Origin of the sequence: Thioalkalivibrio sp. K90mix (assembly GCF_000025545.1) — a bacterium.
GTDB lineage: Bacteria > Pseudomonadota > Gammaproteobacteria > Ectothiorhodospirales > Ectothiorhodospiraceae > Thioalkalivibrio.
In genome coordinates this window covers 1047815-1061361 of record NC_013889.1, presented here as the reverse complement: position 1 = coordinate 1061361, position 13547 = coordinate 1047815, and the positions used below count along the sequence as shown (strand labels likewise).

Sequence of the window (13547 nt, the reverse complement as noted above, 5' to 3'; positions counted from 1 at the left end):
CACAAAAAAGGCCGGCCCGAAAGGGCCGGCCTGATGGGCTCGGATCAGCCGATCAGTGCTGATCGAGGAAATCGACGGTGAAGTCCACCACGTCGTCGGCGAAGAAGTCACGGAAGAAGTGATCCGCGCCATCGACGGTGTTCACGGTGATGTGCTCCTTGTCCTCGACCGCATCCATCCGCTCCGGAAGATCCGCCACCACGTCATCCTCGGACCCGATCACCACCAGCGTCGGGGTCTGAATGCCGTCGATCACGCTGGGCGTGTTGTGGACCGGAGCCGGATCGTAATAGCTCAGGAACGCATGGGGCGCGACATCCAGCTCGCCACACTGCAGGAAACGCACGCCTTCGAGCATGGAGCCGTCGCCACGATCGTGCTTTTCCTGGGCTCGGGCCAGGACCTCACCCAGTGGTTCGCCGGCCTGCTCTTCGTAATCGGCGGAGACCTTGTCCGCATCGAAAGTCGACGGGGCGACCAGCACCATCGCGCGAATGTCGTCCGGATCATGCTCGGTCAGATAGCGCGCGACCTGGTTGCCGCCACGCGAATGCCCGAACAGCGTGACCGGGCCATAGCCTTCACCCTGCAGCCATTCCTGCCAGGCGGCGACCTCCTTCAGGTGCTCGTCCACCCCATGATGGATCGGCGCATCACATTCGAACATGCCTTCGCGCTCGTCGATCCCGTAACTCAGGTTGATCGACAGCGTGTTATGGCCGCGGTCGGCCAGTTGATCCTGGACCGCCTGCATGACCTCCATGCGGCCGTGGGCCAGCGTGCCGTGCAGCATCAGCACCACACCGTCTTCAGGCGAGGCGCCGGCCCCCTCCTGGAAATGACCGATCAGGGTCAGGTCGTCGTGTTCCAGCGTGACCTTGTCGGCCGCAAACGCCGGGGCTGAAGCCAGGGCAGCGGCCGCACAGGCCGTCGTGATCCATGAATACCGCATCGCAATCTCCTTGGGTCGGGGTTGGAATCATTCTAGTAATCCCGCGAATGACTAGACCGTCACGCAACAGGAAAAATTCCCAACCCGCACTCGGTTTATTGCATCTGCCTTCACCGCGCCTGGTCTCGTAAAACCTGGGTTGCCAACGCGAGTGTGTACATCGATCAGTTCTTCCCCAGAGACAACACGAAGTGACACGGACATTTCCTGTGCCGCCCACGGCCTGTAACCTGAAGGGTCCATCACCCAATCCGGACGCCCCTGACCACACCATGAGTGCCGCACAGCCCCTGCCCCCGGATTCCACTGCGCTGGATGCGCTGGCGGCTGCGATCGCGGTCTTGCAGCAAGAGCTGCCCGCGGATCGGCTGATACTGGAGGCCCACGAGCGCCGCACCTACGAATGTGACGGGCTGTCCGCCTATCGCCAGACCCCTGGTGCCGTCGCGCTGCCCCACACGCGAGAGGAACTACTTACCTGCCTGCGGGTGTGCCGCGAGCACCAGGTCCCGATCGTGCCCCGCGGGGCCGGCACCGGACTCTCGGGCGGGGCTTTGCCCAGTGCCACCGGATTGCTGCTGTCCCTCGCCCGCTTCAACCGCATCCTGGAGATCGACGCCGACAACCGCTGTGCGGTCGTGCAACCCGGCGTACGCAACCTCGCCATCTCCGAGGCGGCGGCCCCGCAGGGCCTCTACTATGCCCCGGACCCCTCCTCCCAGATCGCCTGTTCGATTGGCGGCAACGTCGCCGAGAACGCCGGCGGCGTGCACTGCCTGAAATACGGCCTCACCGTGCACAACGTGCTGGGACTGGAAATGGTCACGCTGGATGGCGAGATCATCCGCCTGGGCGGCAAGACCCTGGACACCGCGGGCCCCGACCTGCTGGCGCTGATGATCGGCTCCGAGGGGATGCTCGGCATCGTCACCGAGGTCACGGTACGCCTGCTGCCCCGTGCGGAACGCACCCAGGTCCTGCTGGCGAGCTTCGACGATGTGGAGGCCGCCGGGCGCGCAGTGGCCGGGATTATCGCGGCCGGACTGATCCCGGCCGGCCTCGAGATGATGGACAACGCCGCCATCCGCGCCGCCGAGGATTTTGTGCATGCCGGCTACCCGGTGGATGCCGCCGCGATCCTGCTGTGCGAGCTCGACGGCACCAACGCCGAGGTCTCCGAGGACATCATGGTGGTGCGCCGCAAGCTGCTCGAGCTGGGCGCCACCGAGGTGCGCACCGCGCGCGACGCCCAGGAGCAGGCCCTGTTCTGGGCCGGGCGCAAGGCCGCCTTTCCGGCCGCCGGCCGAATCTCGCCGGACTACTACTGCATGGACGGGACCATCCCCCGTCACCAGCTCGGTACCGTGCTGGAGCGCATCAATGCGCTGTCGCGCGAACATGGCCTGGGCGTGTGCAACGTCTTTCATGCCGGCGACGGCAACCTGCACCCCCTGATCCTCTACGACGCCAACCAGCCCGGCCAGCTGGAAACGGCCGAGACCTTCGGACAGCAGATCCTGGAGTTATGCGTGGCCGTCGGTGGAACCGTTACTGGCGAACACGGCGTGGGCGTCGAGAAGCTCGACGGCATGTGCGTGCAGTTCGCCCCCCTCGAACTCGAACAGTTCCACCGGCTGCGGCAGGCCTTCGATCCGCTCGGCCTGCTGAACCCGGGCAAGGCGGTGCCCACACTGGCACGCTGCGCCGAGTTCGGTCGCCAGCACGTCCATGGCGGCCAGCTCCCGCACCCCGACCTGCCTCGACTGTAAGGCGCCGCCGATCCCGTCGCGCATCCACAAAATCTGGAATTGCTGCAGTCCGGATGACACTCTAATAAGGTGCAGCGACAGTCCAAAGTAACGGGCTATCGCCAAGAAGCCCGTGCGCGATCGAATGAAACGTTCCCACGACCGGTGCGACGCCGCCCACGACTCGTTCACCCAGGGCGTCGACAACACGCTGCGGCTCCTGCACTTGCTGGCCCCGCTCGACACCTGGATGCTGACGCGGGTGGAAGGCAACGAACAGATCGTGGTTCGCGCGGACGACCACGGTTACGGCATCGAGGCCGGCTCGGTCTTCGACTGGAGCAGTTCCTTCTGCATCCGCATGCTCGAGGGCCGCGCCCCGCGTATTGCACCGGACGCCGCCAGCGAACCCTCGTATGCCGAGGCCCTGGAAGCGCTCGCCGCGGCCGGTAACGAGGCCCCAATCAGCAGTTATATCGGCTACCCCATCCGTGACGTCGATCACCAGCTGTATGGCGTCCTGTGTGCGATCCATCCGGAAACCATCGCCATCTCGCCGGAGGAACACGACGCGCCGATCCAGGCCGCGGTGGGGACCCTCGAGTCCCTGATTCACATGCGCCATCAGGTCGACAGCCTGGAGCGCGAGCAGGAAACGCTAAGGCTTGAGGCCCACACCGACACCCTCACCGGCGTTTACAACCGCCGCGGCTGGTCGTTCGCCCTCGCTTCAGAAGAGGATCGTTGTGCACGACACGGTCTGCCGGCTGGCGTCGTCATGGTCGACCTGAATGGACTGAAGCTTGTCAACGACAGCGAGGGGCACGACGCCGGTGATCGGCTGATCGCAACCGCCGGTCGTGTCCTGCGCGAGACCGTGCGTGACATCGACACAGTCGCCCGCCTCGGGGGCGACGAATTCGCGATCCTGTTCCCCGAGACACCCATCGACTACGTTCCGGATATCATCCGGCGCCTCCGCGAAGCCCTCTCCCAGGCCGGGGTTTCCGCCGCACTGGGGGCATGCTCGCGCGATACACGTGGCGATCTGCAAGCCACCCAGGCCCATGCCGACAAGGCCATGTACGAAGACAAGCGCAACCAGCGCAACGCCCACTGACATAACGTGGTGGAACCCGTCCAGGATTCGGGGAAACCGTCCGGAACGACGCTGCCCGGCCCGTGTCGATGGTTTACCATGCTCTTTTAGACTCCGCGCGTTCGGGCGCCCCAGCGAATCTTCGAGGCCGTTTCATGAGCAAGACCGTCACGCTGACCGACAACACCACCGGCAAGAGCATCGAGCTGCCGATCCAGGAAGGTGCCCACGGGCCCAACTGCATCGACATCCGTGCGCTGTACAAGGAACTCGGCTACTTCACCTACGACCCCGGGTTCATGTCCACGGCCAGTTGCCGTTCGGATGTGACCTTCATCGACGGGGACGAAGGCACCCTGCTCTACCGTGGTTACCCGATCGAACAGCTGGCGGAAGAGAGCACCTATCTCGAGGTCTGCTACCTGCTGCTGAACGGCGAACTGCCCTCCTCCGACGACCTGCACGACTTCTCGCGCATCATCAAGGAACACTCGATGCTGCACGAGGCGGTGCGCCGCTTCTTCGACGGTTTCCGTCACGATGCACACCCGATGGCGATCATGGTCGGCGTGGTGGGCGCGCTGTCGGCCTTCTATCACGACAACGTCGACGTGCATAACCCGGAGCACCGCCGCATTGCCGCGCACCGACTGATCTCCAAGATGCCCACCATCGCCGCCTGGTCGTACAAGTACGCCCACGGCCAGCCGTTCATGTATCCGGACAACAACCTGTCATACACCGCCAATTTCCTGTCGATGATGTTCGGCGTGCCCAGCGAGCCCTACCAGCCAAACCCCGTGTTCGTGCGCGCGCTGGACCTGATCCTGATCCTTCACGCCGACCACGAGCAGAACGCCTCGACCTCCACCGTGCGCCTGTCCGGCTCCTCCGAGGCCAACCCGTTTGCCGCGATCTCGGCCGGCATCGCCTCGCTGTGGGGCCCGCTGCACGGCGGTGCGAACGAGAAGGTCGTGCGCATGCTCGAGGAGATTGTGAACTCCGACAAGAGCGTGCAGGACTTCGTCGCCCGCGCGAAGGACAAGAACGACCCGTTCCGCCTGATGGGCTTCGGCCACCGGGTGTACAAGAACTACGATCCGCGCGCGAAGATCATCCGCAAGATGTGCCACGAACTGCTGGCCGAGATGGGCGATATGGGCGCCGACAACCAGCCGCTGTTCGACGTCGCGATGGAACTGGAGCGTATCGCGATGGAGGATGACTACTTCATCGAGCGCAAGCTTTATCCGAACGTCGATTTCTACTCCGGCATCATCCTGCGCGCGATGGGGATCCCGCTGAACATGTTCACCGTGATCTTTGCGCTGGCCCGTACGGTGGGCTGGATCTCGCACTGGAACGAGATGATGCAGGACCCGGAATCGCGCATTGGCCGTCCGCGCCAGCTCTACACCGGGCACCCTTCGCGCGAATACATCGCGATCGAGGAACGGTAGGAACCTACGGGGTGATTCCCCTCCCTTGCCCTTCAACAGCGCCGGTGCTATCTACTGAGTAAACAATGGACACAAGGGAGGGATCGTCCATGAATCTTGATCGCTTTTTCCTGGTCTTCGCCGGGATCGTCGTCCTGATCAGCGCCTTGCTGACCTGGGCCGCCAGTGGATGGTGGCTGCTGCTGACGGTATTCATCGGCGTCCACCTGATCCAGTCTGCCTTTACCGGATTCTGCCCGCTGGCCATGGTGCTGAAGAGCTTGGGCATGAAACCTGGCGAGATCTTCCGCTGACCCCACCTGTTCCGACACGTGCACGGGCCCATTGATCGATGGGCCCTTGTGTTTCTGTGTCCGCGCGCCCATATTAGTTTTGTCTAATAGATCAATCGGGAGGAACCCCATGAGCATCGATCGCATTGTCCTTGCCTTTGCCGGCACCGTCGTCATCATCAGTGCCATCCTGGCCTGGGTATTCAGCCCCTGGTGGCTGCTGCTGACCCTGTTCGTCGGCTTCAACCTGCTGCAGTCGGCGTTCACCGGCTTCTGCCCGCTGGCCATGATCCTGAAGGCCATGGGCGTCAAGCCCGGCGAGGCCTTCAACTAGACCCGCCATCTGGCAAGGCCCGGGCCGAGCGGCCCGGGCCTTATTGCGTCAAGGGAACACCGAACCGTGTTTCCATAAAGACCTGCAAACCACCCCGTCCTGGCGCACAATGGAGGGGCACCCAAGCCCGCCTCCCGCAATGCTCTCGCTGATCCCGCGCCTGTTCCAGCGCGCCCCCGAACCCGACACCGAGGCCCGCCAGTGGGTCCGCGCCGTAACCCTGTGGGCGCGACGCCAGTCCGTCTGGGCGCGCCCGCTAGGCCAGGCCCACCTGGTCCTGCCGATTCGCGAGCATTTTCCCGGACAGGCCGATACCCGCCACGGGATGGCGCAGATCGTGTTCGACGCCGTGTGCCACCACGCCGGCTTTGCCGACGGCCCGTTTCGGCTCGCGCAACCGGACGACCTCCTGGACGACCCGGTGCCGATGGGGTCCTGGGGCCACGCACCCCGGCCCGAATCCATCCCGATTCCGTACGACCCCCGGCTGGTCGGCGAAAACGAGGCCTTGATCGGCCACTTTGCCCGCGAGATCGCGCTGAGACTGCTCCCCACCTCGGAAGAGCCTGCCCCCTCGCAGGCCGGCAACGAGGGGCATGTGGCCGAACTGCTGGCCACACAGATGGGATTCGGCGTGATGCTCGCCAACACGGCCTTCCACGTGCGGGTCGGTGGCTGTGGCTCGTGCAGTGGCCCGAGCGCAGAACGCCAGGCATCGCTCGGGCGCGACGATCTCGTCTATGCGCTGGCCCTGTTCTGTCACTATCAGGGCATTGCCCCGAGCCGGGCGCGAACCTTCCTCAACAAGCCGCTGCGACCGGTATTCCGTCAGGCCACACGCAGCCTGGCGCAGCAGGCTCGCGCATCAGCCTGATCCGGTCTTCGCCGAGCGCCTCCATGTCCACGGCACGACCAGCAGGCTCTCCAGGGGACCCTTGCGGAACAGCCGGCGCCAGCCCACCGCAAACAGCATGAACAGCCCGGTGAAGGCCCCCGCCACCAGCAGCGCGGGCCCGACCTCCTGCTTGAAGACCAATTCATCGCGCCACAGGGCGATCACGACCAGGTGCAGCACGTAGAAGGTCAGTGCCAGCTGGCCCGTCGCGACCAGCGGCCACAGCGCACGCCCGAGACGATCCGCCGCCACCAGACTCACGGCAAGCACGGCCACCGCCACCCCAGTCGCATTCAACAGCCAAAGCGGACGCTGGCTGTGGGCCTTCATGTCGGCCAGATCGGCCCAGCGCAGTCCCCCGCCCGGCTCGCCCCACCACGCAAAGAGCACCACATGCAGGCCCCAGGCCACCCCTGCGACCAGGGCCCCGACCAGCAGTATCCGCAAACGCAGCACGTCGCTGCGCAGATCGCAGCGACCCAGCCACAGACCCACCAGGAAGGGCACGATCCAGGTCACCAGCGGATAGGGGCCCGAAAACACCAGGGCGTGCAGCATCACGCCCGGCGGGTTGTTGGGTCCTATGCCGACCCGCTGGAACGTATCGGGATCCAGCATCTGACCATACAGATACAGCGGAGGGCCCAGGGTGAAGGCCACCAGACCGATCAGGAGGAGAACGGAGGTATGCAACCGTACCAGCCCGATCGAGAGCACAAAGAACAGCGCGTACGTCTGCAGAATCACGTTCAGCTCGTCCTGCATGGCCTGCAGGGCCAGGCCCAGCGGGAACAGCAACAGCGCCCGCCACAGGAGCTGTCCGGCCAGGCCCTCGGCCGCGACACGCCGCGAGGCCGCCAGAAACGAGATCCCGACCCCGGCCACCAGCATGAACAACACCGAGGCCCGCCCGTGCGGCAACGCATACCACTGCCCCGCGACAGACTCCAGGCGCGTGGGCCCCACATGCACCATCAGCATGCCGATCATGGCCAGCGCACGGGCCACATCGACCCCTTCCAGCCTGCGCCTGCCCTCCCTGGCCTTACTGTGTTCCACCCGTCGTCCTCCATGCGCTGTCGACGCCTGCATTAACAGCCCAACCGTGCCCGATCCGCACGCAAACATCACTCATCACGCGCGGGTTTCGCCAACTATGTTCGCCCCCCCCCACCATTGCGGAACACTCGATCAATGACTAGATAACAAATGGGATCTAAACCAAGGAGTATCGCCATGCGTATCGCCAAGCTCACCCCCCTGTTCCTTGCCGGCGCCCTGGCCTTCGCCGCAAGCCCGGCGCAAAGCAGCGAGGGCACCTTCAATACCCCGACGCTCCTCCCCGAACTGGCCGTAAAAGCGGTCCAGGCAGCCGTGGAGGCCTGTCGTGATCGGGATACCCAGGTCGCGGTGGCCGTTGTGGATCGTCACGGTGTAACCCAGGCCGTGAAACGCGACCGCTTCGCCGGTGCCCATACCGTCGATACCGCCGTGTCGAAGGCCTGGACAGCGGTCAGCTTCCGTACCGACACCCTGGAGCTGCGCGAAATGACCATGCCGGGCGAGCTCGGCTACGGCATTCAGCACCTGCCGAATGTGACCATCCTGGGCGGTGGTGTGCAGATCACCGATAACGGGAGCATCATCGGTGGCATCGGCGTCTCCGGCGCCCCCAGTGGTGAAGTCGACCACGAATGTGCGGAAGCGGGTATCGACGCCATCCGCGACGACCTGTTCTAGCGCCAAAAAACAACAGGGCCCTTCCCGCTGGAAGGGCCCTGCTTGCTGAACCCGGGTTACTCGATCGCTCTACCGGGCCTCCATCCGATACAGGCCCCCATCGGACTCGTCCGTCAGTACGTAGATATGACCGTTCGGGCCCTCGCGCACATCGCGGATGCGCCCGATCTTGCCGTGCAACAACTCTTCCATGTGCACGACCTCGTCGTCCTCGATCACGATGCGCAGGATACGCTCCGCGCGCAGGCCGCCGGCCAGCAGATTACCCTCCCAGGCCTCGAAGCGATCCGAGGTGACCAGCGCCAGACCCGAGGGCGCCAGCGTGGGCAGGAACTCGTAGACCGGGGGGATCACATCGTCCGCTTGACGGGCATCGCCAAACGGGCGCTCGGTCGGATATTCACGTCCACGGGTGACACCCGGCCAGCCGTAGTTACCGCCAGCCTCCATCCGATTGAGCTCGTCCCCGCCACGTGGGCCATGATCGGTCAGCCAGATCGTGTCATCGGCGGGATCGACCACCAGCCCCTGCGCGTTGCGCAGGCCGTAGGCATAGATGTGCGGCTGGGCATCTTCACGGTCGGCAAACGGGTTGTCTGCCGGGGCCTCGCCATCCTCGGTCAGGCGCAACAGCTTGCCGCTGTGGCTGGACAGGTCCTGGGCCGGCTCCTCCTGGCGGCGGTCGCCGATGGTCATCAGCAGGGTGCCATCGGAGAGCCAGGCGAGGCGAGAACCGAAATGGCCGTGATTACTGCCCCCGCGATCCTGCTCGAAGAGCTTCTCGAAGTCGTGCAGCTCGCCATCCTCCAGCAGGCCACGCCCCAGCGCGGTGTAGGACTGATCTTCGTCACCAGAGGAATAGGTCAGGTAGACCCAGCCGTTGTCACGAAAATCCGGATGAAGCGACACATCCAGCAGCCCGCCCTGGTCGCGGGCCACCACATCCGGCACGCCCGCCACCTCGCGGACCTCACCGTTCCTGCGGATGTGCTTCAGCGCGCCGGTACGCTCGGTGACCAGATAGCCTCCACCGGGCAGGAACGCCACCGACCACGGGTGTTCCAGATCGCCCGCAACCCGCACCAGGTCGAACTGTTCGTACTCGGTACTGATGCCAGACTCGACCGTCTCGCCCGCCCCGGCTGACATCGCCAGCGCCATGCCCGCCAGCAACCCGCCAAATCGTGTCATGGGTGCGTCCACAATTCCGTCTCGCATGCTGTGTCTCCCTATCCTGGTTCTTCGAGAAAATGGGACACCCAGGCAACGGGATTGTTCACTCGCGGACGGCACAACCGTGGCGGTCCAACGGCACCGAGACGAGTCCCTCAATGAGAGCCCACATCGATGCCCAGACGCTTGATCTTGCGCCACAGCGAGACACGGTCGATGCCCAGCAGGCGCGCCGCCTGCGTGCGGTTACCCCCGGTCTGCTCCAGGGCCTGACGGATCTGTATCGCCTCCTGCTCCTCGAGCGTCCTCAGCGGCGCCTGGGTCTCGTCGACCACGCGCACCGTCGTCTCGCGCAGGCTGCGCGGGAGGTCCGCAAGCGCCAGACGGGACGTGCGGGCCAGAGCCACACCACGTTCAATGATGTTGGACAGTTCGCGCACGTTGCCGGGGTAGTCATGGTCAACCAGGCGTTCCAGCGCCTCCGGCTGGATGTCGTCGATGCGCTTGCCCATGGCCAGCGCATGGCGCTTGAGAAAGTAGTAGGCCAGCAGCGGGATATCGTCGCGGCGCTCGCGCAGCGGTGGCAGCACGAGGTTCACCACGTTCAGGCGAAAATACAGGTCCTCGCGCATCTCGCCGCGGTCCACCGCCCGATCCAGACGGCGGTTACTGGCGGCAATGACACGGACATCCACCGGAATCGGCTTGCGTCCGCCGACCCGTAACACCTCCCGTTCCTGCAGGACGCGGAGCAGACTCACCTGCATCGCAGGACTCGTCTCGGCAACCTCGTCGAGAAACAGTGTCCCGCCCGCGGCGCTCTCGAACAGGCCTTTCTTTTGCTGGGTGGCGCCGGTGAACGCACCCTTCTCGTGGCCGAACAACTCGCTCGCCAGGAGTTCGTCCTGCAACGCCCCGCAGTTGACCGCCAGAAATGGCCCCGCCGCGCGATTGCTGTGATTGTGGATGTAGCGGGCCAGCAGCTCCTTCCCGGTCCCGCTCTCGCCGGTCAGCACGACATTGCAGTCCGTGGGCGCAATCTGGCGGGCCGTCTCCAGCAGACGCTGCATCGCAGCATCCTGCGCCACCAGCGTCGCGCGCCGCCCCCCCTGTTCCACCTGATCACGCAGGGCATGGTTCTCGCGGCGTAGCCGGGTGAACTCCACCGCCTTGGCCACGACCTCCCGCACCTCGTCGATCCGGAATGGCTTGGCGATGTAGTGAAACGCCCCGGCCTTCATCGCCTCGACCGCGGAATCAAGGGTCGCATGCCCCGTGATCATGATGACCGCCAGGTCCGGATCCAGCTCACGGGCCCGGTGCAGGATCTGCATGCCATCGACGCCAGCCATGCGCAGGTCCGTCAGAACCGCATCGAAACGTTCCTGTTCCAGCGCCTGCAGACCGGCCGCGCCATCCTCGTGCGTCACCACCGTGCAGGGCGATCGACGGAACACCTGCTCCAGCTGGCGGCAGGCGATCGGCTCGTCATCGATCACCAGCAGCCGGGCATTGCCAGGCTCCGCCGCAGGCCCTCGCGTCGGCTCCGAATCCATACTCATGTCCGGTCCTCGTCCTCGCAATCACAAGGGAGCCAGAGGTGGAACCGCGTCCCGCCGAGCGGACAGCGGCTGACGCCGATCGCCCCCCCGTGGTCCTGCACGATTTCCTGCGCCACGAACAATCCGAGGCCGGACCCGCTCCCCTCCTCGCGCCCGCGGAAAAATGGCTCGAACACGTGGTCAAGCGCGGCCTCCGGTATGCCCGGCCCGTCATCATCGATGGCGATCCGCACCACCGGGGTTGCCGCGTCGCGGGTCAGGAGATCGCCCACTACGTGCTCCCCCGTACCCGGCCGGAGGTCACCCAGACGACCCCTTTGCGCCTGGATACGCACCTCCACCTCTTCGCCCCCCGCCTCGAAGGCGTTACGGAGCAGATTCACAAACACCTGCTGCAGCCGTTCGGGATCGACCGTCACCTGCAGGGCACTGTCGATCCGCATGTCGATCCGCTCCACCGGCAGGGTGGCCCGAACCAGATCGAGTGCCCCGTCCAGGATGGTGCCGAGTGGGCGGCACTCCTCGCGCCGGGGGCTCTGGGGCTGCTGACGGGAGTACATCAGCAGACCACGCACGATATTCTGGGCCCGGGACGTTTCCCCCTCGGCCTGCTGCAACCACTCCTGCAGCAGGACCGGATCGCCCCCCGGCCCCTCTTCCGAGACCAGCTGCAATGCCGTGGAGATATTGCCCAGTGGGTTATTGAGCTCGTGGGCCACTCCCGAGACCAGCACACCCAATGCCGCCAGACGCTCGGAACGACGCAGGTCCGCCTGACGCGCATCCAGCTCGTCCAGCATTCCGTTGAAGGCCCGTGTAAAGGACACCAGTTCGCGGTCCCGGGTGGGCGCAGTCAGGCGACTGCGCGTACCCGCCCCGATCGCGCGCAGCTGTTCCTCCATCGAGCGCAACGGCGCCAGGATGCGCCGTGCCAGCCACCAGCCACCCAATAGCACCAGCAGCAACACGATGCCGGTCGCCACCAGCAGCTCCGTCCGCGACACCTGCACACCCGTACGCAAGCTCTCGCGCTCGCGCTGACTCAGTACCTTGGTCAGGGCCGAGGCCTCGCCACCGGCATTGCGGATCGATTCGATGACCTCCTGGCGTTGTGCCCCGGCCAGACCGGGATAGCGCTCCAGCCCGCTGCGGTAGGTCTCCAGCGCCCCGCGCAACTCGTCCAGTTCGCCTGTGGTGGCATGCCGCGCCAGCGCCTCCTCGTTATCGCGTACACGCTCCAGCGCGGCCTCCGCATGATCCCGGGCGGCTGCCAGGTCGCCATGCTCGCCGGTGCTGTAGAACTTCTTCTCGAAGCGGCGCATCTCGAGACTGTCCTGCAGCAGCTCGGCCACCACGTCGCCCTGTTGCAGGCGGGTCTCGATCGTCGAGAGCACCACGTACTGGGCGACGACGAGCCCCAGCACCAGGACCAGGACTCCGGCGTATACCCAGCGAACCTTGCTGCGCAAGCTGCGACCCATGATGTTACTCGTTGCAATATGGATTGTTACATATTGCAACTATCTGCAACCGCTTGGCAATGGCGTTTCCGGGCCGCCGAACGAAATCGATGCAACCTGCAACACCCCACCAGCTGGAACGCACCCGGAACTGATGTAAGTCATTGTTTTTACGATCTGGCACGCAGCGTGCAATAACTCCGTTGACCAACCCAATGGAGACACCAATGCCTGCCCTGACCCGCGCGATGAAACAGATGCTGGAAGGTCTCGCCTACGCAGACCTCGCCGAGATGCAGCCAATGACCGACAAGTACCGCTCGCTCGCTCACGAACCAACGAACTCGACGAAAGCCGCGAACCGCTTGGCGGAACCCGCCCCACAGCCGGAACCACGCCGCCGCATCGGCCTGTTCGTCGGGCCGTTCGCTTCCCGCCATGTCTTCGATTACGCCGCCGACAGCTGCGAGCGCCTGGACGCCGAGCTCGTCGTCCTGACCTTTCTCGGCGAAAGCGAGGCGCGGACGTTGATCAACGGATTCACCCGGGATCAGCCCTCCCTGCCGCACGGCGTACACATCGAGGCCCTGACCGGCGATCCCGAACGTGCCTTGCGGCGGGTACTCGGTCGTGGCCTGCGGCTGGACTTCCTGGTCTGTGACGAACAGGGCTACCTCGGACACCAGATCCTCGGCACCGAGACCGCCACCGAACTACCGGTTGTGATGGTCGCAGCCCCCCGTACCGAGGGACGCAAGGAACGCCGGCCGGCTGCCCTCGGCGCTGCGGTCCCATCGGCGGGCTAGAACCCGCCCTGTGTTTTCGCGCAACCGGCCCGGGACCTCCGGTCGC

The 13547-nt window shown here is 65.2% G+C and carries 13 protein-coding genes; 8 read left to right on the top strand and 5 right to left on the bottom strand.

Annotated elements, in window-relative coordinates; all coding sequences use genetic code 11:
- Nucleotides 1–52: 52 nt before the first annotated feature.
- Entirely contained in the window at nt 53–952 is a 900-nt protein-coding gene (locus tag TK90_RS05015; protein WP_012982407.1) for an alpha/beta hydrolase, read from the bottom strand.
- 272 nt (nt 953–1224) lie between these two features.
- Between TK90_RS05015 and TK90_RS05010 the strand changes: the two genes are divergently transcribed.
- The 6 genes from TK90_RS05010 (at nt 1225) to TK90_RS04985 (ending at nt 6739) form a co-directional block, all read left to right on the top strand.
- Nucleotides 1225–2721: an FAD-linked oxidase C-terminal domain-containing protein gene (locus TK90_RS05010; protein ID WP_012982406.1), complete on the top strand. Its 1497-nt coding sequence runs from the start codon at nt 1225–1227 to the stop codon at nt 2719–2721.
- A 124-nt stretch (nt 2722–2845) separates the two neighbouring features.
- Nucleotides 2846–3820 carry a sensor domain-containing diguanylate cyclase gene (locus TK90_RS05005; protein ID WP_012982405.1) on the top strand — a complete coding sequence of 325 codons (975 nt, stop codon included), beginning with the start codon at nt 2846–2848 and terminating at the stop codon, nt 3818–3820.
- Between the two features lie 134 nt (nt 3821–3954).
- Complete coding sequence (locus TK90_RS05000; protein ID WP_012982404.1) at nt 3955–5259, top strand: citrate synthase; 1305 nt, start codon at nt 3955–3957, stop codon at nt 5257–5259.
- An 89-nt stretch (nt 5260–5348) separates the two neighbouring features.
- On the top strand, nt 5349–5552 hold the full coding sequence (locus TK90_RS04995) for a DUF2892 domain-containing protein (RefSeq protein WP_012982403.1): 204 nt from the start codon (nt 5349–5351) through the stop codon (nt 5550–5552).
- A 109-nt stretch (nt 5553–5661) separates the two neighbouring features.
- Entirely contained in the window at nt 5662–5865 is a 204-nt protein-coding gene (locus tag TK90_RS04990; protein ID WP_012982402.1) for a DUF2892 domain-containing protein, read from the top strand.
- A 139-nt stretch (nt 5866–6004) separates the two neighbouring features.
- A complete protein-coding gene (locus TK90_RS04985) occupies nt 6005–6739 on the top strand; it encodes a hypothetical protein (RefSeq protein WP_012982401.1) in 735 nt (244 codons plus the stop codon).
- Here TK90_RS04985 and TK90_RS04980 read toward each other — a convergent pair.
- Nucleotides 6731–7783, bottom strand: coding sequence for an acyltransferase family protein (locus TK90_RS04980; protein WP_026148110.1), 1053 nt, complete (start codon nt 7781–7783; stop codon nt 6731–6733). The two genes, TK90_RS04985 and TK90_RS04980, sit on opposite strands and share 9 nt — an antisense overlap.
- Nucleotides 7784–7996: 213 nt before the next feature.
- Here TK90_RS04980 and TK90_RS04975 point away from each other — a divergent pair, with 213 nt between their 5' ends.
- Nucleotides 7997–8500 (top strand): heme-binding protein, encoded by a 504-nt coding sequence (locus tag TK90_RS04975; protein WP_012982399.1) that lies wholly within the window; start codon nt 7997–7999, stop codon nt 8498–8500.
- 69 nt (nt 8501–8569) lie between these two features.
- Here TK90_RS04975 and TK90_RS04970 read toward each other — a convergent pair whose 3' ends face one another.
- The 3 genes from TK90_RS04970 to TK90_RS04960 form a co-directional block, all read right to left on the bottom strand.
- Nucleotides 8570–9691, bottom strand: a complete 1122-nt coding sequence (locus TK90_RS04970; protein WP_017925425.1) for a PQQ-dependent sugar dehydrogenase — start codon at nt 9689–9691, stop codon at nt 8570–8572.
- 137 nt (nt 9692–9828) lie between these two features.
- Nucleotides 9829–11235, bottom strand: a complete 1407-nt coding sequence (locus TK90_RS04965) for a sigma-54 dependent transcriptional regulator (protein ID WP_012982397.1) — start codon at nt 11233–11235, stop codon at nt 9829–9831.
- Nucleotides 11232–12716, bottom strand: coding sequence for a sensor histidine kinase (locus TK90_RS04960; RefSeq protein WP_012982396.1), 1485 nt, complete (start codon nt 12714–12716; stop codon nt 11232–11234). The genes TK90_RS04965 and TK90_RS04960 overlap by 4 nt, the downstream gene beginning before the upstream one ends.
- A 206-nt stretch (nt 12717–12922) precedes the next feature.
- On the opposite strand from TK90_RS04960, the gene TK90_RS04955 reads away from it, so the two are divergent.
- Nucleotides 12923–13501 carry a hypothetical protein gene (locus tag TK90_RS04955; protein WP_012982395.1) on the top strand — a complete coding sequence of 193 codons (579 nt, stop codon included), beginning with the start codon at nt 12923–12925 and terminating at the stop codon, nt 13499–13501.
- Nucleotides 13502–13547 lie beyond the last annotated feature (46 nt).

Bases quoted from the DNA above. Each gene is read 5' to 3' on its own strand.
- TK90_RS05015 (WP_012982407.1), bottom strand. From the start codon at position 952: ATGCGGTATTCATGGATCACGACGGCCTGTGCGGCCGCTGCCCTGGCT.
- TK90_RS05010 (WP_012982406.1), top strand. From the start codon at position 1,225: ATGAGTGCCGCACAGCCCCTGCCCCCGGATTCCACTGCGCTGGATGCG.
- TK90_RS05005 (WP_012982405.1), top strand. From the start codon at position 2,846: ATGAAACGTTCCCACGACCGGTGCGACGCCGCCCACGACTCGTTCACC.
- TK90_RS05000 (WP_012982404.1), top strand. From the start codon at position 3,955: ATGAGCAAGACCGTCACGCTGACCGACAACACCACCGGCAAGAGCATC.
- TK90_RS04995 (WP_012982403.1), top strand. From the start codon at position 5,349: ATGAATCTTGATCGCTTTTTCCTGGTCTTCGCCGGGATCGTCGTCCTG.
- TK90_RS04990 (WP_012982402.1), top strand. From the start codon at position 5,662: ATGAGCATCGATCGCATTGTCCTTGCCTTTGCCGGCACCGTCGTCATC.
- TK90_RS04985 (WP_012982401.1), top strand. From the start codon at position 6,005: ATGCTCTCGCTGATCCCGCGCCTGTTCCAGCGCGCCCCCGAACCCGAC.
- TK90_RS04975 (WP_012982399.1), top strand. From the start codon at position 7,997: ATGCGTATCGCCAAGCTCACCCCCCTGTTCCTTGCCGGCGCCCTGGCC.
- TK90_RS04970 (WP_017925425.1), bottom strand. From the start codon at position 9,691: ATGACACGATTTGGCGGGTTGCTGGCGGGCATGGCGCTGGCGATGTCA.
- TK90_RS04965 (WP_012982397.1), bottom strand. From the start codon at position 11,235: ATGAGTATGGATTCGGAGCCGACGCGAGGGCCTGCGGCGGAGCCTGGC.
- TK90_RS04960 (WP_012982396.1), bottom strand. From the start codon at position 12,716: ATGGGTCGCAGCTTGCGCAGCAAGGTTCGCTGGGTATACGCCGGAGTC.
- TK90_RS04955 (WP_012982395.1), top strand. From the start codon at position 12,923: ATGCCTGCCCTGACCCGCGCGATGAAACAGATGCTGGAAGGTCTCGCC.